Raw genomic sequence first — 21,998 nt, forward strand, 5'->3', positions numbered from 1 at the left:
CGGGCGGTATTTGCCCGGATTTTGATATTTTTGCAAAGCATTAACCCGCAATGCAAGGCTTTGCCCTACAATAGGCCGTCTGAACACAATACACACTTATCCTTAAGGAACACGCATGACTGCTGCTTTAATCACCCTATCTTTAATCCTGATTCTCGTCGGCCTGCTCGGCACGATTTACCCGCCATTCCGGGCTTGGGTTTAATGTTCGGCGGCGCGTGGCTGCTGGCGCATGTCAACGATTATCAAATTTTCGGTACCATCACTTTGGTATTTTTAGGCATTATCACCGTCATCGGTACGGCGATGGATTATGTGGCGGGGATGCTGGGGCGAAATATACCGGTGCCAGTAAATTAGCCATTTGGGGGGCATTTATCGGCGGTGTGGCCGGTGCATTCTTAGGGTTGCCGGGCTTATTGTTCGGCCCATTATTGGGTGCAGGCATTGGCGAATTTCTAACCCGAAAAGACATGTGGCAGGCGGGTAAAGTCAGTATCGGCAGCTTTATCGGTTTCATCATCGGCACAGCCGCCAAAGTCGGCTGCGCATTGGCGGTTATCCTGACCTTGCTTACCGTATGGATTGTCAGCCTTTTTTGAGGTATTTTTCATGAGCCAAAGGCCGTCTGAAATATTTCAGACGGCCTTTGCTATTCAAAAATCAATCAGTTTTTACCGCAACAGGCTTTGTATTTTTGACCGCTGCCGCAAGAGCAAGGATCGTTGCGGCCGATTTTGCCGCTTTCGCGGCGCACGGTTTGCGGTTTGTTGATAACGGCTTGCCAGTAGCTGTAGATATCCAGCAGCACATGCGGCAGATCAGACTCCAGCTCGGTCAATTCTTTATCAGTCAAATGCAGAATCACTTCGCCGTTTTCTTCTTCATCATAAATGCCGCCCAAGGCCATAACCGGGTAGAACAAATCTTCGAATTCTTCTTGGTTGACCGCTTCAAACCAATCGGTCGGCACCACGTCTAATGCATAAAGATAGGCATTACACCAAGTGTAAAAATCGGATTGCCCGCCTCATCTTCATACAACCACAAATCGGGCAGTTTTTTATCTGCCAATTGGCTGCGCATGTCCATCGCCAAAGCCAATACCAAACGCTCGACTTCGGTGCGCTCTTTGGCCTCAAACAATGATTCGTCGCCCAACACTTCCGGCAGCCAGTCATTCGGATTTAATGCATCAGGGCCGCTTAACAAGGCCATCATAAAGCCCTGTACTTCGTCGCAGCGCATCGTGTTGTGTTCTAAGGATTTGGCATCGAGCAACCCAATCAGGCGGTTGCGTGAGGCTTCGTCAAAAGTGCTTGCTTGCATGGATTGGTTCCTTCCCAATATTTTCAGACGGCCTGAAAACTTTGCACAATCGCCATCTGTGGTGAATTTCTTCGTTATGTGCTATTCGAAAGCTTGTCTATCTTTATGATATGTCTGAGCTTTCTGCGCTACTCTAACTTTAAACTGCACTCAAATCCGGCGTTTTGCAAAGGTATCGGCCTTAAAACCGTTAAGTAATCATTCTTTGGCGCATCTGCTCAAACAGGCAAACGGTGGCCGCCATAGCAACATTCAGTGATTCAGTTTGCCCCAGCATGGGAATTTTGACGCTGGCGCTCACTTTTTCCAACACTTCCGCACTCACGCCGCTGCCTTCGTTGCCGAACACCCAAGCAGCCGGTTGGCGCAGATTCATGTCGTAAAGATTAAAATTGTTGTGCTCACTCAAGGCGGTTGCCCACACCGTATCTTGATATTCGGCCAGCCATTGCATCATCGGCACACGGCTGTGGATGTTCAGTAAAAAATGTGCGCCCATTGCGGCACGCAATACTTTCGGCGACCATACGTCTGCGCTGCCCTGGCTGAGTATCAAATGCGGTATAGTACAAGCAGCGGCGCTGCGGATGATGGTGCCGACATTGCCGGGATCTTGTACACATTCCAACACCACGCAATCGCCTTGTTTCGGCCATGTTTGTTGGTGCGGAATATCAATCAAGGTCATCACATCATCGGAATCGGTCAGGCCGGTGATTTTGGATAAGGCTTCATTGCTGACCCATGTTATCAAATTGACCGGAACCGCTTCGACTAAGCGGCGGGTTTCGTGATGATTGGCTTTGGACTCAGGCAGATAAACCTGCACGGGTTTACCGTCTGCTTCAAGATAGCTTTGCAGCAGATGCACGCCTTCCAATACAGTTTGTCCGCATTGCCGGCGCGTTTTGGATTGGAAAAGCAGCTTGGCCAAATGCTTGAGTTGCTCGTTTTGAGTAGAAGTAATCAATTTCATGCCGTGCATTATAGCTGCTTTCAGACGGCATGGTGTGGCCGTCTGAAAATAAAAAAGCCTTTACATGACGTAAAGGCTTTTTGAGTTATTGCACAATTTCTTTTGGCGGGGTGTTGATGACTGCTTGGCTTTCAACACGAACTGCCGTATTTTGCTGCTTCTGTATTGATAACTGCTCCGCAGCATTCGGCACGACCACATCCGAAGCAGCTTTATTTTCAGCAACGGCGCGTACAGGCACAATATTTTGATCAACCTGCTGTTGCTGCTTCTCAACCGCTACAGGCGTCATTTGCTGCGTATCCGCTTGCGGCCAGAATTGCCACACCGATACTGCCACAGCTGCCAAGCTGGCGGCTGCGGCAAAGCCTTTAAATGCGTGATTGCTTGCTTTTGACTGTTTGCTTGTCAGATTTGAAGCATTGGCCGCATAATTGGCCTGGTGCTCGCGGCTGATTTCAGCCAAAGCGGCTGTAAACACTTCGCTTTGCATGAAATCAGCATTGCGCCCCACTGCTTGCTGTTTCATACAATCGCTGATGAGATGATATTCATACCATTTCTGGCCGGCTTCATCATCGGCTAACAATTTATCCAACATTTCGTCAGATAAATCTTCGTTGTCCATTGCAATGGAAACATATTCATATTTATCTTTATTGTTTATTGTTGTCATTTTCCTTACCACCTTTGGTTTTCAGTGGTATCCAATAACGGCCTTAAGTCTTTTGCAATGACTTCGCGCGCCCTGAAAATCCGTGAACGCACAGTCCCTATCGGACACCTCATTATCTGAGCAATTTCCTCGTAAGACAGCCCTTCCATTTCGCGTAATGAAATGGCTTTCCGTAAATCATCGGGCAGCTTCGAAATGGCTTCCTCGACGGTTTGTAAAATTTCGCGATTCATCATCTCAGCTTCCGGCGTGTGGTAATCCGCAATCTGATCTGCTAAATCAAAAATGTCACCTTCTTCGTTTGCGGCTTCTGCACTAATGAACGGCCGCTTTCCTGAAGTGGCTAAAAAATTCTTTGCTGCGTTGATGCTGATGCGGTACAACCATGTATAAAACGCGCTTTCGCCACGAAAATTCGGTAAGGCGCGATAGGCCCGAATCATGGCTTCCTGCGCTACATCGTTTACTTCATGCTCATCTTTAACGAAACGTGAAATCAATCTGATTAATCGGCGTTGATATTTGCTCATCAACATCTCAAACGCCTTTTGTTCGCCTTTTTGTGCGCGCTCTACCAGCATTTGATCGATCTGGCGATCATTCATTATTTAACCTTTTATGTAACTACATTATAAGTCATAAAATAGCAAAGCGTGCTGTGTTACCTTATGACATTTTTAGTGGAATTTAGTTCCGTAATATATTTCGTTAATGGATCATAAATAGGTAAAAAACCATCAAAATCCCGAAAATCCTGATTTGCCTTAAGATTAGCAACTGCCAAGCATATACCGTCGGCATTTGCGATAATCGGCCAGATTTGTCTCACTGACGGCAAAATATGGCATTCTTGCAACATTTTCTTGGTTGATTTTTGTCCGAACTCTAATTTTATGACATCACTACTAGTTACTTTTCGGACTATTCCCACATCCATTAATACTTGTTCGCTCAAACCAAACCGATGCGGTTTTAAGGTAAATCCGTTTTCCAACAAAACATCTTTCAGACGGCCTTGAATTCCTTTATGACCCAGCCACGGATAATTTTCCGTATGAATGGTTCTGACATACAAAATATCTCGATACAATTCTATGCTTATATCGTCAAACTGCCATTGTGCAGATTCGGCTTCCAGCAAAATTCTGGCCATATCAGATAAAGTTTTATGCGACGGTAAGCGAATTTTGTAAATCTGAAAAAAATAATGCAACACACGACGACGTCGCAATTCACTCAAACCACGCCACCAATCGACCTGAAACAGGCCGTCTGAAAGCATACGGTGATAATCATCTTGGGTGACTTCGTCCAACAAAGCCAAATCGTCTTGCAGACTGCGCACGTTGGCCAAAATTTGCTGATGAATATTCGGCACTCGCTGTTTCCATTGCGGCAATGCTTTATGGCGGATCCAATTGCGCAAATAGCTTGTGTCTTGATTGCTTTCGTCTGCAACATAAGCCAAATCATGCTCAAACGCATAGTGTTCTAAAGCGGCTCTTGGCGTATCTAAAAGCGGCCGCCAAATTTTGATGCTTTGATTCAAATCACGCCATTTTGGCATCGCTGCGAGCGAACGTGTCCCACCGCCACGAGCAACACCGAGCATAAAGGTTTCGACTTGATCGTCTTGATGATGCGCCAACGCCAAAATATTACATAGACCGTCTGAAAATATACGGTAGCGCCCTGCTCTTGCTGCCGCTTCAATGCCTTTTCCTTTTGCATTAATGGCGGCTTTAGCGACTCTTAAATCAACATTCAATTGCACACATAATGTTTCGCAAAAATCGGCCCACTCATCAGCAAACGGGCTTAAACCGTGATGGACGTGTACGGCACGGAGCTTAAAATTTTTCTGTTCACGTAAACGAGCCAATAAATGTAGCAAGACCACCGAATCCAATCCGCCGCTCAAGCCGACCTCAATGCTCAATTCATTGCTTGGCTGTGGTAATTCTGCTGCCAATAAAGCGAATAAATCCATTTTCAACTCCGTTCTTTTTAGACAGCCGATATAGGAAATCGTCGGGTTGTTTACATTTTTCACGCAAAACAACTTTTATTTTTTGCCTGAATGATTGTTTTAGGATTTTCTACAAATGAGACCTTTGCCCAAGCCGTAGATTTGAATAAGTTCGAAGTTGGAGCAGCACAGAAAGCGCAGGGATTATCTGAATCATCAAGCTTTCGGGCAGCGCACAATGAAGAAATGCACCAAAGATACGGAGTTTTTGAAGGTCTCAGCCTAAAATGCAAAAACAAGCAGGCACCAGCCTGCTTGTTTTAAGACAATTGCAGTATTAAATTATTTCTCGGTAAATTTACCGTATGCCATGATACGGTCAAAACGACGGGACAATAAATCTGCCATCGGAATGCTTTGTGCATCACGCAATTGTTCTTCCAAAACATGTTTTACACTCAACATCACCGCTTCCATATTGCGGTGTGCGCCACCCAAAGGCTCGTCAATGATGCGATCGATCAAGTTTAATTCTTCCAGACGCTTGGCGGTAATGCCCAAGGCTTGTGCGGCATCGGCGGCTTTTTCGGCGGTTTTCCAAAGAATCGATGCACAACCTTCCGGAGAAATTACCGAATAAGTTGAGTATTGCAACATATTCACATAGTCACCCACGGCAATTGCCAAAGCGCCGCCCGATCCCCCTTCGCCGATAATGGTGCAGATTACCGGCACCCGCAAGCGGGTCAATTCGTATAAATTGCGACCGATGGCTTCCGATTGTCCACGCTCTTCCGCACCAATACCCGGATAAGCACCCGGGGTATCGACGAAAGTCATCACCGGCAAACCGAATTTTTCAGCAGTCTGCATCAAGCGCAAGGCTTTGCGGTAACCTTCCGGACGCGGCATACCAAAATTGCGGCGGATTTTTTCTTTGGTGTCACGACCTTTTTGATGACCGATGACCACCACGCTCTGACCGTTGAAACGCGCCAAACCACCTACGATGGCATAATCGTCGGCAAAATGACGGTCGCCGTGCAATTCTTCAAAGTCAGTGAAAATCGCGTTGATGTAGTCTAAGGTATAAGGACGCTGCGGGTGACGTGAAACCTGTGAAATTTGGGCAGGTGTCAGTTTGCTGAAAATAGATTTGGTTAAATCATTGCTTTTCTTTTGCAGGCGGAAAATTTCGTCTGAAATATCGACAGCCGACTCACCTTGAACGAAGCGCAGCTCGTCGATTTTGTTGGTCAGCTCAGCAATAGGCTGTTCGAAATCTAAAAAAACAGGTTTCATACGATGACGCTCTCAATGGATAAGATTCTGCTGCAATCATACGCTAATCAGGCAATTTTAGCAGCAGTTTGCACAAAAAATATGCAGCATTTTGATAAAAATCAGGGCTTTTCCATGATTTTCAGACGGTCTGATTGATTTTTAGTATAGATACACTAATACATCAAGTGGCGTATCTTATGATAAACTCGCAAGCAATTCAAATCTTTTCTGACACGCTTATGAAAAACGAACAAGACAATCACACCATGCGCTTAGATAAATGGCTGTGGGCCGCGCGCTTTTTCAAAACCCGTGCGCTGGCACAAAAGCATATCGAGCTTGGCCGCATTCACGTCAACGGGGCAAAGGTGAAAAACAGCAAATACATCGTTGTCGGAGACGCCATTGATATGAGCTTGAATTCGCTGCCCTACAAATTCAAAGTATTGGCGCTCAACCACCAACGCCGTCCTGCACCGGAAGCAAGATTGCTTTACCAAGAAGATGCCCAAACCGCCACCGAACGCGAAAACCAAAAGCTGCTTAATGAAGCCAGCCGCATTACCGCTGCTTATCCCGACGGCCGACCGACTAAACGCGACCGCCGACAATTGGATAAAGTCAAACGCGATACTTGGTAAAGCCATATTAGCAAGGCCGTCTGAAATTTCAGACGGCCTTGCTAATATTCTGAAAGCCGACATACAAATACACTCTGTTTGTCAGCTTTCAAAGCCAATTAAAATTTGTATTCTACTTGGCCGCGAACCACGTTCACGTCTTGTTTATCGCCGCCAACTGTAGCGGTAACTTGTTTACCGTGCAAGTAGAAGCCTTTTACTTTCCAGTTTTTCCAAGGAATGTAAGTTGCACCCAATTGAACACCTTGAACGTTTTTGCTGTAGTCTTCAACTGAAGATACACCCGACAATGAACCCACACGGCGGTAGTTCAAAAACACGTCATAAGAATTGCGCACGTCCCAATCCGCCAATTTATAGCGAACTTCGGTAAATACGCCGTCGTTTTTGATTTTTTGGCCGACATCGTTATAGGCTTTGATGTTGGATTTGCTGACCGCAGCCATCCAGCGCCAATCGTCGTTGAATTTGATGTCGGTACCCAATTCGCCGAATACGGCATTTTTGGCATCGTGACGGTCGCCGATATCAACATCCTTCATGTAGCTGACGGTTGCGCCTACATTGATATTTTCATTTATAGGGTAAGTGCTTTGAATCGAAGCAAAATGTTTGCGACGGCCACCTACGCCCCAGATATTGTCGTTAAAGTAGCCGGTGCGACGACCTGCCGTCACTTTAGTCGGCAATACTTTGTTGTCAAAGAATAATTCAGCACCGGTCACTTCAGTATCCCAAACCCGACCGTATGAAGAGAATGCGCCAAACTTACCCACACGGGCTTTGATGCTGTTGTCACCAAAATTGTAAACCGTACCTTCGGCATACAGTTTGTTTACCGGCACATCATGGTCACCACGGAATTTACCGGTTTCCAAATCGATGTTCGGCTCGATTTGCGCTACGGCTTTCCAATCTTTATACAGATTTGCACGCACCCAAAATTCGGCGTTAAATTCGCTGTGGGTGTTTTCAGGTGTCGGATTTACGCCGCTGTTATTGGCTCTAGTGTCTTCGCTGTCGACACGAACACGGAAAGCGCCGTTTACTGTCAGCAAATCATTGAAAATGCTGATTTTATCATCGTCTTTACGGATAATACTGCCGGAATTGACGTAATCGCCGGTGGTCGACAGCGCAGCGGCATCGCGTTCACTATCAGCAGGATTGGCCACAGCAAAAGACGCAGCAGCTAAAGCAGCACAAACAACAGCAAAGTTTTTTTGAATTTTCATGCAAATCTCCAGTTTATCGAGTAAACAACCGTTTGTAATTTTCATTGCCGAAACCGAGTTTGAAGCCGGTTGACAACAAATTTATGGATAAGGTGGTTGAACCGACTACAAACCACATCGGTGTTATTCAGTTACAAGCTTAAAATTTTGTGGCGTTATATCATGCAACATATTAAATTATGTAACTAATGTGATAACAATCCTATGTAGTTTGCTGTATTACGTCAAGAAAATTTTACATGAAACAAACAAAAAAACAACTAATTTGATAAATATCAACTTTATTTTAGGCCGTCTGAAAGCTGTTTAACCTAAAAATTTATGCAAAACTACTATAAATTTCAAAAAAAGAAATACAATGTAGTTTTATTTAATTTATTTTAAAACAGTGCATTAATCATTTCATCTAACGCTGTTTGACGTTTTTTTTGGTTTTTTACTGCCCATTCAAATATTTTTTTGTCGCCCCAAAACACAAAACGCTCTCGCGCACGAGTGATACCTGTGTACAACAGCGCATTATTCAGGCTGCTTAACACATCATCGCTTTCATTTGCCATACCAATACTTGGTGGCAACAGCCACACCTCCCGATATTCCGAACCTTGGCTTTTGTGCACGGTCATGGCAAACGCCGTTTCAAAAGCGGGCAAGCGACTGATGGGGATTTTTCTGAAACCTTCCGCAAATGGAAAATAAGCGGCCAAACCATTAGCCGATTCGCTATCCTGCATAATCAGGCCGATGTCGCCATTAAATACATCCAGTGCATAATCATTGCGCATGACCATAATCATTTGTCCGGCAAACCACGGTATATTACCCAATATGCGCTGCTGCCGCTGCAAATGGCGGAAATAAGCCTGATTAAAATTTTCCGCATCTTGGCGCCATGCCGTTAACACCACCACATCCGCCACATGACCGAATGCCAGCGCCACGTTGCCACTATCTACAGCCTGCCAGTATTTTTCATGCTTGTGATACAGCAATTCGGCTTGATGTTTCATATCGGCATGCAATACCTGCAATTCATCAGGAAAGCGTGCAAACTGCGCCCACGCTGTTTCGCTATCTCCGGAAACCACCGCCCGAGCCAAACAACCAATGCCGCTATCTGCACCAAAGCGGTGGCTGACATGCAAATGGGCGATGTTTTGCGACAACGCCGACGGATTTTCGGCAACTTTAAATGCATGCTGAGGCAGATATTCGCTCAAACGGCGATGAGTATCTTCATCCAGAACGGTTTTTCGTGACAAGGCAGCCAATACCGCACCAACGCCAACCGATGGTAACTGAAATTCATCACCCAAGAAGATAACGCGGCAACCGTTCGGGATAGCTTTGAGCAATTGCAGCAACAGTGATAAATCCAACATCGATGCTTCATCCACTACCAATACGTCTAAAGGCAAAGGCTGCTGCGCATGAAAAGCCGGCCGCATTTGCGGCGGACGAAGTTTCAACAGGCGGTGTACGGTTTGGCCTTCTAAAAGCAATAAATGATGCTTGATGTGCTCGGGCAAATCGAAGCCGTCTAAGGCACGATGCAGCGAACGTGTCATATGCGCGGCTGCTTTGCCTGTAGGTGCGGCCAAGGCGATGCGCGGCAAAGTGGTGGCATTGTCGCAAATCAAGCCCAATAATTTGGCGACCGTGGTCGTTTTACCGGTACCGGGGCCGCCGGTAATCAGCATAAAAGCTTGCAACAAAGCCAAACCCGCAGCATCACGCTGTCCTTCGCTGCCTTTTTCGGCAAACCAGTTCCGCAGATTTTGCGAAGCCTGCAACCAATCGACATCATCGGTGGCTGCTGTCGCCAGCCGCTTGATCTCGACAGCCAAGTCGTGCTCCAACTGCCAAAGCCTGCCTAAAAACAAACGCCGCCCGTTCAGCACCAGCGGCGTTTCGCCATCTGACCCGACCACCAAAGCAGCACGTTTCAAGGTTGCCGCTTCTTTATCGCTAACCCAAATAAACGAATGCCCGCTTTGCAGTGCGCTAAACAAGGCTTCAACATAAGGTGTCACCACGGCCGCTTCTTCGGGCGCGTAGTGTTGCAAAAACTGTGTCGCAGCCAAGGCCGCCGCTTGGTTTAAATCGATGGAAGCATTCATTTTGTTTTCTCACGAAATAGACTGAGACCTTTGCAAAACCCTAGATTTGAGTATAGTTCAACGTTGTAGCAGCGCAGAAAGCGAAGACATATCATAAAGATAGGCAAGCTTTCGAGCAGCGCACAACGAAGAAATGTGCTCAAAGATAGGGATTTTACAAAGGTCTCAGAGGCCGTCTGAAAGTTTTACGTAATACTTTTCAGACGGCCTATTATACCGTTTTACATTTATTTGCCATAAGGGTTATTTGTTTTGCAAACGCCCGTCCTGCATGGTCATCACGCACTCGAAACGCACAGCCAATTCATCATCATGTGTTACCACAATCAGGCTGGTACCCAATTCGTTTTTCAAATCTAACATCATGTCGAGTACATTTTGCGCATTTTTTCGGTCGAGATTGCCGGTCGGTTCATCAGCCAGCAAACATTTCGGCTGAGTAACCAGCGCGCGGGCAATGGCGGCACGTTGGCGTTCTCCTCCCGACAATTCGCTCGGGCGGTGCAGCATACGTTGTTTCAAACCGACTTTTTCCAGCATCCCCGCTGCTTGTGCTTCAGCCTCAGCTTTCGATTTCTTGCCGATCAGCAAAGGCATCATCACGTTTTCCAAAGCAGAAAATTCAGGCAGAAGATGATGGAATTGATACACGAATCCCAAATATTGATTGCGCAATAAGCCCAACTGCTTTTGGCTCATTTGCCCTAAATCCTGCCCATCAGCATCACACGGCCTTCAGACGGCATATCCAAGCCGCCCAAAATATGCAGCAGCGTTGATTTACCGCTGCCCGACGAACCGATAATGCTGACGCTCTGACCTTGCATCACTTCCAAATTCAAGCCGTTCAATACTTGCACGTTCAGCGCGCCGTCGTTGTAGCTTTTGCCGACATTTTCACATTTCAACACAATATTATTCATAGCGCAAAGCCTCCGCAGGTTGGGTTTTTGCCGCGCGCCAGCTTGGGTACAGCGTGGCGATAAAGGCCAAAGCCAAAGAAATACACGCAATCACGGCCACGTCTTTCATGTTGACATCGCTTGGCAGGTAATCGATGAAATAAATCTGCGAATTAATCAAATGCACGCCAAACAGTTTTTCAAAGAATGCCACGATTTTACCGACATTCCAGCCCAGCAACACGCCGCACACTACGCCGATTAAGGTGCCGAAAAATCCGGCAAACGCACCCTGCACCATAAAAATCTTCATCACACCGGCAGGCGACAAACCCAAGGTGCGTAAAATCGCAATATCGGCCTGCTTCTCGGTCACCGCCATCACCAATGACGACACCAAATTAAATGCTGCTACGGCAATAATCAACATTAAGATGATGAACATCATGCGTTTTTCTAATTCAACCGCTTCAAAATAGCTGCGGTTGCTGAAAGTCCAATCGCGCACCCAAACGTCTTGCTGCTCGGCTGCAGGAATCAGGTTAGCGATAAAATCAGGCGCGTTTTGCGGATCCGCCAGTTTCAGGCGTAAGCCGCCGACACCGTCGCCCAAGCGATACAAAACTTGCGCGTCTTGAATATGCGTCATCGCCAGTGAGTTATCCAATTCATATACACCGGTTTTGACGATGCCGACCACGTTAAACTGCTTCAAACGCGGCACCACGCCTGCCGGCGTAACATTGCCCTCAGGTGTAATGACCGTCACTTTTCCGCCCGGCTCCGCACCCAAAGCCTGAGCCAGACCTTCGCCCAAAATAATGTCGAAGCTGCCCGGTTTCAAATCGTCAAAGCTGCCCACCGGCATGTCTTTGCCGTAATCGACCACATTTTTTTCTTCAGACGGCAAAATACCGCGAATCTGCACACCGCGCACTTCGCCCGAGTTGGCCAACAAGGCTTGGTCGGACACATAAGGCGCGCTGGCCAACACTTCTTTTTTGTCTTTAATATAACGGCGCAAATCCTGCCACTCGGCACCATTGCCATTATCGAAATAACCGATTTCAGCATGCGGCGCAACGTTTAATAGCTGCCCACGGATTTCTTTCTGAAAGCCGTTCATTACCGACAGCACCACAATCAGCGCAGTCACGCCCAATGCAATGCCGGCAATCGAAATCATGGTGATGAACGACATGAATCCGTTGCGCTTTTTCGCCCGCAGATAGCGCAGGCCGATCCAAGATTCTAAAGAAGTCATTTATTTCAAGCTGCCTTCGTTTCAAAGTAAAAGCGGTATTGTACCGTAAAACGTGTAGGCCGTCTGAAACGCCTACGGCATAAAAAAACAACTGTAAAGACTGACCTTGTAAACCACAATTTCGGTAAAATCCGCCGGAAAATTTGCATTTGTGGTGAATCAGTTTTATTCTAGGTTCAACGGGGCCTGTCTGGCGCCATGAATAAGGACAAATATCCGATGAAAACCACAAAACTCTTGGCTTCATCCGTAGTCGCTGCTGCTTTAGCGTTCAGCGTGAATGCGTATGCGGCTAAAGAAGTTAAAATTGCTTCCAACAACACACCTTACTCTGATACACACGTGCAGCAATTAGCCGCCACTGCCTTAGGCATGGGCGTGAAAGAACCGGTCAGCCTCACCCGCTCGGGGGCAATGTTGTCGTATCCGGCAGCGGCAGCACCAAATGTACCTTTAAAGTAGGCGAAGGCGATTCCCCTAAAATTCAGGGTGTGAACTGCAAATAATCTGCTCCCAATATGCAAAAGGCCGTCTGAAATATCCAGACGGCCTTTTGCATATTGGGAACATTCTTCTTTTATTCTTTTACCACACGCCGCTCATACACTGCCTGCGCCAAAGTACCCGCATCGACGTATTCCAATTCCCCGCCCAACGGGATGCCGCGCGACAAACGGCTGATTTTATAAGGCAGGTTTTTGAATAATTCCGACAATACATAGGCCGTGGCATCGCCTTCCGCGGTGAAGTTGGTGGCAATGATGATTTCATCGATTTCGCTCTGCTGCAAGCGCTCGACCAGCTTATCCAACGCAATTGCCGAAATATCCATGTTTTGCGCGGGGCTAATCTGCCCCATCAGCACGAAATACAAACCATCATGGCAATGCGCGGCTTCCATATTCGACACATCCGCCGGCATATGCACAATCATCAGGCGGCTTTTATCGCGGTTTCCATCGGCACAAATGTCACAAATCTCGTTTTCGGTAAATGTGTTGCACAAGCGGCAATGGTGTACCTGCTTGAGGGCATGTTGCAGGGCATCGACCAATTCCTGCGCTTCCTCACGCTTGTGCTGTAGCAATTGATGCGCCATGCGCTGCGCGGATTTGGGGCCGACATTGGGCAGCACTTTCAAGGCATTAATCAGTCGGCCGAATGCATCGGGTTGTTTACTCATATTGTTCAGACGGCCTCGCCGCTTTCCATGAATCTTAATAAACCAAACGGCCGGAATACCGGCCGTCTGAGTCCATCCGTTATTCTGTCGGATTCACTTTTTGAGCGCCTTGCTCTTGTTTGATTTTTTTGTTCAGATATTGCAACAATTGGTCAAACACATTGGCTGTTTGCTGCTGCACCACAGCTTGCTTGGCTGCCGGCAGTTGTTCGTTGACATTTTCAGGCGGCTTAATGGCCTGAACTTCCAAAATCACCGGCGCCGGCAAACCTTCCAGCTTCACATAAGCCGGTTTACCCTCAGCAGGACGCGCTTTCAACAATTCCGCATAAGCTTCAGGCGGCATGGATTGTCGTGCTTGTTGCGCATTCAAATCAGAAACCGGTGACCATTCTACCGTCGTTTTCTGACCTGATTTCAAGTCAGCCAAGGCTTCATCGGCTTTTTTCTCCGCCAGTTTACGCGCTTCAGCCAATAAATAAGCCGAACGCACTTCTTCTTTCACCTCTTCAAACGGTGCGGTTTTCTCTTCACGCACTTCTTTGGCGCGCACCACCCACACCACATCCGGCGCAACGGTAATCGGCTCGGAATTGTGTTTTTTCTGCAAAACATCCTCGCTGAAAATTGCCGCAATCAGCCCATCCGGCATACCTGCAGCTTTACCGTTGGCTTGAGTCAGCCATTCGTCAGGCGCTTCAACTTTCAAATTCAGCTTTTTGGCGACTTCGGTCAAGCCGTTCGGATTATTGAATGCTTCTTCAGCCAGTTGTTCTTTAAGTTTGTTGAATTCGCCTGAAACCTTTTTCAGCTTCAATTCGTTTTCAATGCGGGCTTTTTCCTGCTCGAAAACCGGCTTGTTGTCGACTGGTGCCGCCGCGGCTTGCTCATCAAAGGCTTTCCGCACTTCCTCTTCGCTGACGCTTTGCTTGGCCGCCAATTCATTGACATCCAAAGCCACATATTCGATTTTGGCCGCCTGTGGAATCACATAATCTTTTTTATTGGCCTCGTAAAAACCTTGCACCGCTTTATCGTCAGCCTTGATTTGACCGGCAAACGCTTCCGGACTGAACGTTGCCGAACGCACTGTGCGCGTAGCTTGGGTCAGATTCACCAATTGCGCCGCTTGCGCATCGCTGACGATGGTGCCGTTTTGCACCAAGTTCAACAGATTCTGCAACTCAAACTGCTCGCGGATTTCATCCACAAACTGGTCTTCGCTCATGCGGCGCTGCTCAAGATACTGCGTCAGCATAGCTTGGCTGAATTTACCGCTGGAATCGTGAAAGCTCGGGTCATCCACAATGATTTGTTTGATTTGTTCCTGCGATACCGCAATGCCCATCATTTTCGCACCTTGTGTCAGGTAAGCGCGTTGCAGCAAAGATTGGAACACCGCATCGCGCGATTCGTTACCGCCGGCCGCCTGTGCATTTTGCACGGCCACATTCAAATCTTGATCACTGACCTTCTGGTCGCCGACTTTAACAATATAATCCGAACCCGGCGCGGCGACGGTACTGACACCGAAACCGACAAAGGTCAACGCAATCAAGCCCAATAAAATCTGGGCGGGCAATTTATATTTTTCAACGGAATGGAACATAACTACTCGATAAAGATAGGTGGATGGCAAACACACATTGTAACGTTTTTTTCGTGAATCCGCACTAATTCATGCTTTTCAGACGGCCTTTTGAGAGACTTATCCGATTTATTTCTTTTTCGGGCGGAACGCTTTGCTCACGGCTTCATCAGTTTCGATAAATACGCCGCCGATTAAATCAACGCAATACGGAATCGCGCTGAATAAACCGTGCACTTTAATCCCGCCATGTTCATCACGCACGCCGCCGAGTGTTTCAGCGATGGCTTTGGGACGTCCGGGCAGATTGACGATTAAGGTTTTACCGCGAATGCCGGCGGTTTGGCGCGATAAAATGGCAGTCGGCACATAAAACAAGCTGATTTGACGCATTTGTTCACCGAAACCCGGCATTTCTTTTTCGACCACATTTAACGTGGCTTCAGGTGTGACGTCACGCGGTGCAGGGCCGGTGCCCCGGTGGTAAACACGACATCGCATTGCTGCTTGTCAGCCATGGTTTTCAAGGCGTTTTCTATTTCGCTTTGTTCATCAGGAATCAGGGCTTCGACAAAATGTATCGGATTTTTTACCGCACTTTGCAGCCAATCTTTCAATGCGGGAATGCCTTCGTCGGCATACACGCCGCTGCTGGCGCGGTCACTGGCGGACACCAAGCCGATGGTGACGGTGGCTAAAGTAGATTCGGTCATTGTGTTGCTTTCTTTTATTTGAAACAGGCCGTCTGAAACATTCGGACGGCCTGCGGATAAAACCAATGATAAATGTTTCAGACGGCCTGCAATGGATTTACAAATCAACCAACAAACGGCGGATTTTTTCAATAGACTGGTGAGAATCAATCACGCAGCCGTTTTGGCTTGCGCCTTCGCCAATACAGCTCATGCCGATGATGCCGCAGAAATGTACGTAATTCATGTCTAATTCACGCGCTAAAATGGCTTCGGGCATGCCGGTCATCCCCAACACATCGACACCGTCTTGGCGATAGCGGTTGATTTCGGCACGGGTCGGCCAGCGTGGTCCTTGCAAACAGCCATACACGGCTTTGCGGTAAACAGGCGTGTGATGAGCTTGCGCGTGGGCAATCAATTTTGCTTGCAGGCCTTGGGTGTAAGGCGAGGTGAAATCGGTGTGAACAACCGGTTTTTCCTGCCCTTCGAAAAAGGTGGTGTCACGTCCGCAGGTATAGTCAATCAAATCATGCGGCATCACCAAGCCGCCACTTTCCAAGACTTGATTAATACTGATCACAGAAGCCACGGAAATGATGTCTTGCGCGCCAATAGAATGCAATGCCCAAATATTGGCACGGTAGTTGATTTCATGCGGGGCGATGGTGTGGCCGAAACCGTGACGCGCTAAAAACACAATATCTTGGCTGCCGAGTTTGCCAAACAGTAAAGGGCTGCTGGCCAAACCATAAGGCGTGCGCACAATCCGGCGATCGGTAATACTCAATTGGGGCAGCTTGGTAAAGCCACTTCCGCCGATTACTGCCAACATAATTGTTCTCCTTTGAATATCAAGCGGATTTAGCTTAGCGGTTATCACTAAAAAATGCAACAAAAGGCCGTGACCTTTGCAAGCTCCCTATCTTTGACACATTTTTATGCGCTACCCGAAAGTTTGCCTATCTTTGCGATGTGCCTGTGCTTTCCGTGTTGCTGCCATTTCAAACTGCACTCAAAGCCGGGGAGCAAGGTTTCAGGCCGTCTGAAAAACGACTTTCAGACGGCCTGATTAACACGTTTATTTATGTTTGTAAAAATTATTTATGTTTGTAAAAATGGCTGTCAAAATAATTAATCATGCCTTCACGCACCAACACCAGCGTAACCGCAGCCAACGGCAAGCCGATTAACATGCCGACAAACCCCATCAACTGACCAAACGCCATCAATGAGAAAATCACCCAGAATGGCGACAAACCTATGCGGTCGCCAACGATTTTCGGGGTAATGAAGAAACTTTCTAAAAATTGGCCCACGGCAAACACACCCCACACCATCAGTAAGCCATGCCACGAATCAAACTGCAACACCGCAGCAATTGTCGCCAACAGCAAGCCGGTAAACGCGCCCAAATAAGGCACAAACACCAAAATACCCGCAATCATACCGATGGCAAAGCCTGAGTCCAAACCGACCAGCATCAATCCTATGCCATACACCAAACCCATAATAAGCATCACCATCAACTGGCCGCGCAAAAACTCGCCGAGCACGCGGTCCATATTATTGGTGATGCGCGTGTAGCTTCCGATAAACCGGCGCGGCACCAAGGCGCTAATGCCGTAAGACCAGCGTTTCCAGTCGAGCAGGAAGTAATACAGCAAAAACGGCAGCAGCATTAAATTGGTCAAACCGATCACCACATTACTGCTCTGCCTCATCAAGGTCGGCATCACCGATTTGAGCGTGTTGCTCAATTCACCTGTGTTCGACTGCACCCAAGCAATCAGCGATTCGGCATCAATATCTATAAACTCGCCACCGACGCGGTCTGCCCACGGCAACAGTGTGTTTTGCAGAAAATCGACAATTTGCGGCAAACGCCCGATTAAATTGTTAAACTGACCGATTAACATCGGCACAATAATCAGCAGTAAAGCCAGTAACACCGCCAAAGCAAAAACCATCACAATCATGGACGCGATACCGCGCTTGAAACGCTTGCGCTGCAACCATTCCACCATCGGATTGAGTACATAGGCCAACACCGCCGCCACAATAAACGGCGTCAAAATATTGCCCAGCGCATAAAGCAGCCACACCAACAAGACCAAAACCACGGTCATGATAATCCACGGCTTATGGCCGCGTGGTTTCTTTTGATACATGGATTAAACCGTTCATAAACATTCAGACGTCTTGAAGTATAACAGAGGCCGTCTGAATGCAGAATAAAGATGTATGCTTTTCAGACGGCCTACAGATTGTTTACAAAATCCGCAAAAATTTGCCGACATAATCACGCCAAATTGCGCAAAATAAGGTAAAATAGCGCGCACTTATTTGTCCCATCCCTTATACGAGGAATTACCCGCATGAGCACTTCATTAAGCTACCGTGATGCCGGTGTCGATATCGACGCAGGCGACCAACTGGTTGAAAACATCAAACCCTTTGCCAAACGAACCATGCGCCCTGAAGTGCTGGGTGATTTGGGCGGTTTCGGCGCCTTGGTCGAAATCAGCAAAAAATACCAAAATCCGGTTTTAGTAAGCGGCACCGACGGCGTCGGCACCAAGCTGAAACTGGCTTTTGATTGGGACAAACACGACACGGTGGGCATCGATTTAGTGGCCATGAGCGTCAACGATATTTTGGTGCAAGGCGCCGAGCCGCTGTTTTTCCTGGATTACTTTGCGTGCGGCAAACTCAATGTGGCGCGTGCCACCGATGTAATCAAAGGCATTGCCCAAGGCTGTGAAGAATCCGGCTGCGCTCTGATTGGCGGCGAAACCGCCGAAATGCCGGGCATGTATCCGGAAGGCGAATACGACTTGGCCGGTTTTGCCGTTGGCGTGGTAGAAAAAGACCGCGTGATCAACGGCCGATCGATTGTGGCCGGCGATGTGGTGGTGGGCTTGGCATCTAATGGCGCGCATTCCAACGGCTATTCATTGGTGCGCAAAATCATCGAGCGTGATAATCCTGATTTGGATGCCGAATTCGACAACGGCAAAACCCTGCGCGAAGCCATCATCGCCCCAACCCGTCTGTATGTAAAACCGATTTTGGCTGCCTTGCAACAATTCACCATCAAAGGCATGGCACACATCACCGGCGGCGGCATCACTGAAAACGTACCGCGCGTTTTACCTGAAAACACCGTTGCCCAAATCGATGCCAAATCATGGGAATTACCGAAATTGTTCCAATGGTTGCAACAAGCCGGCAATGTCGAGCAGCAGGAAATGTACCGTACCTTCAACTGCGGCATCGGCATGGTGGTGATTATCGCCAAGGAAGATGCCGAAGCAGTAGCCGCATTCTTGCGCGAACAAGGTGAAACCGTTTACCGCCTGGGCGAAATCCGCGAGCGAAACGGCGACGAACACCAAACCCAAGTCGCTTAATTATAATAATCAAATGCCGTCTGAAGAATTTTCAGACGGCATTTTTGATGAAGCGGATTTACATTCTAAATTGCGGCAGCAAGGCCGGAATGCCCGGCAACATGCCTACAGCCGCCATCGCCAAACACAACGCGGTAAAGCCAATCACCGGCACCAGCACACGGCCGGCAAAGCCCAATTCGACACTGCGTTTCTTGTCGCCGATTAAACCCAAATTGCCCAGCAGCATGGTCAGCGACCAACCGAACACCGGATTCACCAGCGCCGAAGAAAACACCACAATCGCAGCCGATTGCGTGGTCTTACCCTTACGCGTCATTTCCATGCCCGCTTCCAGCAGCGGTACATACACGCCCACCACCAAAGCCACGCTCAACACCGGCTGCCAAATCGCCAAGTCCATCGGGTAGCCCCATAGAGCGGTGATGATACACAGAAACGCGGTCAAAACCGCACCGGCCGGAATCGGACGCTTGGCAATCGAAGCGGGAACGATATACGTACCCCACGATGAGGTAAAGTTCGCGCCGCCCAACACCGAGCCGACTGCTTGACGCATCGAGCAGCCCACCATCGTATCATCGATGTTCATATGCATTTTTTCGGTTTTTTCAGGATAGCTCAATTTTTGGAACACTTGGTGGCCCAGAAAATCCGGCGACCACATCGCCACCGCCAACACAGCAAACGGGAACACCACCAAGAAGCTGTTCATGTCCGGCAGCCCCAGCATCCAGCCGCTGTTTTCACCCCACCAGTAAGCAGGACTCATCGGCGGCAAACCCGGTTCGGTTTCAAAGGCAAACGGCGCGCCTAAAATAAACGCGGCCACACCGGCCAATACGCAGCCCACAGGCACCGCCAGCCAGCGTTTGCGCCAATGCTCCAGCAAGGCATACATCAGAATCGTGCCCATAATCACGATAAAGGCAATATGCGGTTTGCCGAAGGTACCCGCCCAATCAAAGAGCTTTTTCACCTGCCCCGTGGTGCCGATAAAGCCGAGATACAAGAGCAAGCCGCCGCACACACCGTTACTCGTGAGCTTGGCCATCAGCGAGCCGCCTTTGAACAATGCCATGAGCAAGCCCAATATTGCAATCGAAATACCGAAAGCCAACGGATGGCCGCCTGCCGCCACCACAATCGGAATCAGCGGAATCAGGGGGCCGTGGGTTCCGGGTAAGTTGGCACCGGGCAGCAAAAAACCCGACAAAATCAAAATAAACGCCGCCGCAATCAGCAATTCATAGCGCACATTTTCCAAAATAAAATCTTCCGGCAAGCCCAAAGGGCCTGCGAAAGCCGCGGCCACTGCGCCCACCATCACCACTTTACCGATGGTTCCCGCAATAGTGGGAATCATGTCTTCCCATTCAAAACGGTAATCGCGAAACGGCAGATTCGGCCGCCAGCGCTTAGGCTGCATGATTTGCAATTCATGGTTCAAATACGCTTCGCGCGATTCGAAGGCCGAGCTGGGTTGATGCAGCTCGGCATAGCTTTTTTCTTGCGTATCCATTATTCACTTCCTGTTTTATATAATTTCGTGTGTCACGGTTTGCCGTATTTTATCCTTCTCCACAACAAACCTCTGCCTATTAAAAGGCCGTCTGAGCAAGGAAACAAATCTTATTTTCTGATAGCTGCTATCCGATTTATTGATGATGTTTACCGAAATCATTGATTTGATAGCCTGTTTTGACTTTCAGAAAAAGAAAAATTATGTTAAAAATCGATTATAAGAAAACAAAATCAACTCGAAAAATGGACATCAACCAATTAAAATCCTTTGTAACTGTCGCGCATCAAGGCAACCTGACCCAAGCGGCCGAGCGTCTTTTTCTCTCGCAACCTGCCGTTTCCGCCCAAATCAAAGCCATTGAAAGCGATTTGGGTACCCCGCTTTTCAACCGCACCAGCAACGGCATGACACTCACCCGCGCCGGTGAAGTATTCCTTCCCGAAGCAGAAGCCCTGCTGCAGCATAAACACAAGCTCGAACAATTTGCCAAAACACTGGCGCAAGACTTCACCGAAGAAACCCAGCTGGGCATTATCCACCCGATTGATTCCACCAAGCTTGCCAACCTGACCGCCCTCATCAACCAAAACACGCCTAATACCCGCCTGCACATTCAATACGGCATGAGTGGAGAAATTCTCTCACGCATTCAAAATAAAACACTGCACGGTGGTTTTTTCTTGGGCAACATCAACCAGCGCGGCATTTGCAGCCTGTTTTTGCAAAACCTGTCTTATTCGTTGATTTGTCCGAAAGGCGAAGAAGCCACCATCCGCGCCAATCCGAAAAGTTTGGAAAATTACACATGGATCGAAATGTCGGGCGTGTCCGGCAGCAGCAAGCATCTGCAACAATTCTGGCGTGCCAACCGTCTGTCGCCCAAACGCCAAATCTTGTGTGATTACCCGCAAGCCATTTTGGATTTGGTGATTAATGGTATAGGAGTAGCGATGGTGCCGAGCAATAAAGCCGATGCTGCCATTCGCGACGGCCGTCCGGTATCGGTATTGGAAGAATACCGCCAAACCATGCCTATGCATTTTATTTATACCAGCGAATACGAAGACAATCCCGATTTGCAGCTTTTGAAACAAAGCGTGGAAGAGATTTGGCAAATCAAACCAAATTAAAACTAGGCTGAGACCTTTGCAAAAAAACCCAAAACTCCCCTAAATTCCCCTAAAGGATTCAGAGGCGTTTT

At 48.0% G+C, this 21,998-nt stretch carries 16 protein-coding genes and 5 pseudogenes; 5 read left to right on the forward strand and 16 right to left on the reverse strand.

Translation table 11 applies throughout. The features are described from left to right. Positions 1 to 115 precede the first annotated feature (115 nt). Positions 116 to 602: pseudogene (locus CGZ65_RS06925) on the forward strand (DUF456 domain-containing protein). A 65-nt stretch (positions 603 to 667) separates the two neighbouring features. On the opposite strand, the pseudogene CGZ65_RS06930 reads toward CGZ65_RS06925, so the two are convergent. The 6 genes and pseudogenes from CGZ65_RS06930 to CGZ65_RS06960 form a co-directional block, all read right to left on the reverse strand. Beyond that, positions 668 to 1,329: pseudogene (locus CGZ65_RS06930) on the reverse strand (UPF0149 family protein). Between the two features lie 190 nt (positions 1,330 to 1,519). Next, positions 1,520 to 2,305 carry a TrmH family RNA methyltransferase gene (locus CGZ65_RS06935; protein WP_096296124.1) on the reverse strand — a complete coding sequence of 262 codons (786 nt, stop codon included), beginning with the start codon at positions 2,303 to 2,305 and terminating at the stop codon, positions 1,520 to 1,522. Positions 2,306 to 2,390: 85 nt separating this feature from the next. After that, positions 2,391 to 2,981: a sigma-E factor negative regulatory protein gene (locus CGZ65_RS06940; protein WP_096295332.1), complete on the reverse strand. Its 591-nt coding sequence runs from the start codon at positions 2,979 to 2,981 to the stop codon at positions 2,391 to 2,393. A 5-nt stretch (positions 2,982 to 2,986) separates the two neighbouring features. Continuing rightward, positions 2,987 to 3,586, reverse strand: coding sequence for an RNA polymerase sigma factor RpoE (rpoE, locus tag CGZ65_RS06945; protein WP_096295333.1), 600 nt, complete (start codon positions 3,584 to 3,586; stop codon positions 2,987 to 2,989). Between the two features lie 56 nt (positions 3,587 to 3,642). Next, complete coding sequence (tilS, locus tag CGZ65_RS06950; protein WP_096295334.1) at positions 3,643 to 4,971, reverse strand: tRNA lysidine(34) synthetase TilS; 1,329 nt, start codon at positions 4,969 to 4,971, stop codon at positions 3,643 to 3,645. 321 nt (positions 4,972 to 5,292) lie between these two features. After that, positions 5,293 to 6,252 (reverse strand): acetyl-CoA carboxylase carboxyltransferase subunit alpha, encoded by a 960-nt coding sequence (locus CGZ65_RS06960; protein ID WP_096295336.1) that lies wholly within the window; start codon positions 6,250 to 6,252, stop codon positions 5,293 to 5,295. Positions 6,253 to 6,473: 221 nt separating this feature from the next. On the opposite strand from CGZ65_RS06960, the gene CGZ65_RS06965 reads away from it, so the two are divergent. Next, positions 6,474 to 6,875 (forward strand): RNA-binding S4 domain-containing protein, encoded by a 402-nt coding sequence (locus CGZ65_RS06965; RefSeq protein WP_096295337.1) that lies wholly within the window; start codon positions 6,474 to 6,476, stop codon positions 6,873 to 6,875. Between the two features lie 98 nt (positions 6,876 to 6,973). Here the strand turns inward: CGZ65_RS06965 and CGZ65_RS06970 are convergent, their stop codons facing one another. The 4 genes and pseudogenes from CGZ65_RS06970 to CGZ65_RS06985 all read right to left on the reverse strand — a co-directional run bounded on the left by CGZ65_RS06970 (position 6,974) and on the right by CGZ65_RS06985 (position 12,396). Next, positions 6,974 to 8,110: a hypothetical protein gene (locus CGZ65_RS06970; RefSeq protein ID WP_096296125.1), complete on the reverse strand. Its 1,137-nt coding sequence runs from the start codon at positions 8,108 to 8,110 to the stop codon at positions 6,974 to 6,976. Positions 8,111 to 8,490: 380 nt separating this feature from the next. Further along, positions 8,491 to 10,230, reverse strand: coding sequence for an exodeoxyribonuclease V subunit alpha (gene recD, locus CGZ65_RS06975; RefSeq protein WP_096295338.1), 1,740 nt, complete (start codon positions 10,228 to 10,230; stop codon positions 8,491 to 8,493). Between the two features lie 243 nt (positions 10,231 to 10,473). Continuing rightward, positions 10,474 to 11,153, reverse strand: a pseudogene (gene lolD / locus CGZ65_RS06980) (lipoprotein-releasing ABC transporter ATP-binding protein LolD). Beyond that, the gene (locus tag CGZ65_RS06985; protein WP_096295339.1) at positions 11,146 to 12,396 is read right to left on the reverse strand and encodes a lipoprotein-releasing ABC transporter permease subunit; all 1,251 of its coding nucleotides are present in this window, start codon (positions 12,394 to 12,396) and stop codon (positions 11,146 to 11,148) included. The pseudogene lolD and the gene CGZ65_RS06985 overlap by 8 nt, the downstream one beginning before the upstream one ends. A 219-nt stretch (positions 12,397 to 12,615) precedes the next feature. Here CGZ65_RS06985 and CGZ65_RS06990 point away from each other — a divergent pair. Continuing rightward, a pseudogene (locus CGZ65_RS06990) lies at positions 12,616 to 12,902 on the forward strand (hypothetical protein). Between the two features lie 71 nt (positions 12,903 to 12,973). Here CGZ65_RS06990 and recR read toward each other — a convergent pair. The 5 genes and pseudogenes from recR to CGZ65_RS07015 form a co-directional block, all read right to left on the reverse strand. Continuing rightward, positions 12,974 to 13,579: a recombination mediator RecR gene (gene recR, locus CGZ65_RS06995; protein ID WP_096295340.1), complete on the reverse strand. Its 606-nt coding sequence runs from the start codon at positions 13,577 to 13,579 to the stop codon at positions 12,974 to 12,976. A 79-nt stretch (positions 13,580 to 13,658) separates the two neighbouring features. Beyond that, positions 13,659 to 15,188 (reverse strand): SurA N-terminal domain-containing protein, encoded by a 1,530-nt coding sequence (locus tag CGZ65_RS07000; protein WP_096295341.1) that lies wholly within the window; start codon positions 15,186 to 15,188, stop codon positions 13,659 to 13,661. 108 nt (positions 15,189 to 15,296) lie between these two features. Next, positions 15,297 to 15,880 (reverse strand): annotated as a pseudogene (mog, locus tag CGZ65_RS07005) (molybdopterin adenylyltransferase). Between the two features lie 97 nt (positions 15,881 to 15,977). Next, positions 15,978 to 16,694, reverse strand: a complete 717-nt coding sequence (locus CGZ65_RS07010) for an S-methyl-5'-thioinosine phosphorylase (protein ID WP_096295342.1) — start codon at positions 16,692 to 16,694, stop codon at positions 15,978 to 15,980. A 265-nt stretch (positions 16,695 to 16,959) separates the two neighbouring features. Continuing rightward, positions 16,960 to 18,030, reverse strand: a complete 1,071-nt coding sequence (locus CGZ65_RS07015) for an AI-2E family transporter (protein WP_096295343.1) — start codon at positions 18,028 to 18,030, stop codon at positions 16,960 to 16,962. A 207-nt stretch (positions 18,031 to 18,237) separates the two neighbouring features. On the opposite strand from CGZ65_RS07015, the gene purM reads away from it, so the two are divergent. Further along, positions 18,238 to 19,272, forward strand: a complete 1,035-nt coding sequence (gene purM / locus CGZ65_RS07020; RefSeq protein ID WP_096295344.1) for a phosphoribosylformylglycinamidine cyclo-ligase — start codon at positions 18,238 to 18,240, stop codon at positions 19,270 to 19,272. 58 nt (positions 19,273 to 19,330) lie between these two features. Here the strand turns inward: purM and CGZ65_RS07025 are convergent, their stop codons facing one another. Next, positions 19,331 to 20,794: a DUF3360 family protein gene (locus tag CGZ65_RS07025; RefSeq protein WP_096295345.1), complete on the reverse strand. Its 1,464-nt coding sequence runs from the start codon at positions 20,792 to 20,794 to the stop codon at positions 19,331 to 19,333. A gap of 245 nt (positions 20,795 to 21,039) precedes the next feature. Here CGZ65_RS07025 and CGZ65_RS07030 point away from each other — a divergent pair, with 245 nt between their 5' ends. Then, positions 21,040 to 21,927, forward strand: a complete 888-nt coding sequence (locus CGZ65_RS07030) for a LysR family transcriptional regulator (RefSeq protein WP_096296126.1) — start codon at positions 21,040 to 21,042, stop codon at positions 21,925 to 21,927. The last annotated feature ends 71 nt before the right edge of the window (positions 21,928 to 21,998 follow it).

The sequence above is a fragment of the Neisseria weixii genome (assembly GCF_002327085.1).
Lineage (GTDB): Bacteria > Pseudomonadota > Gammaproteobacteria > Burkholderiales > Neisseriaceae > Neisseria > Neisseria weixii.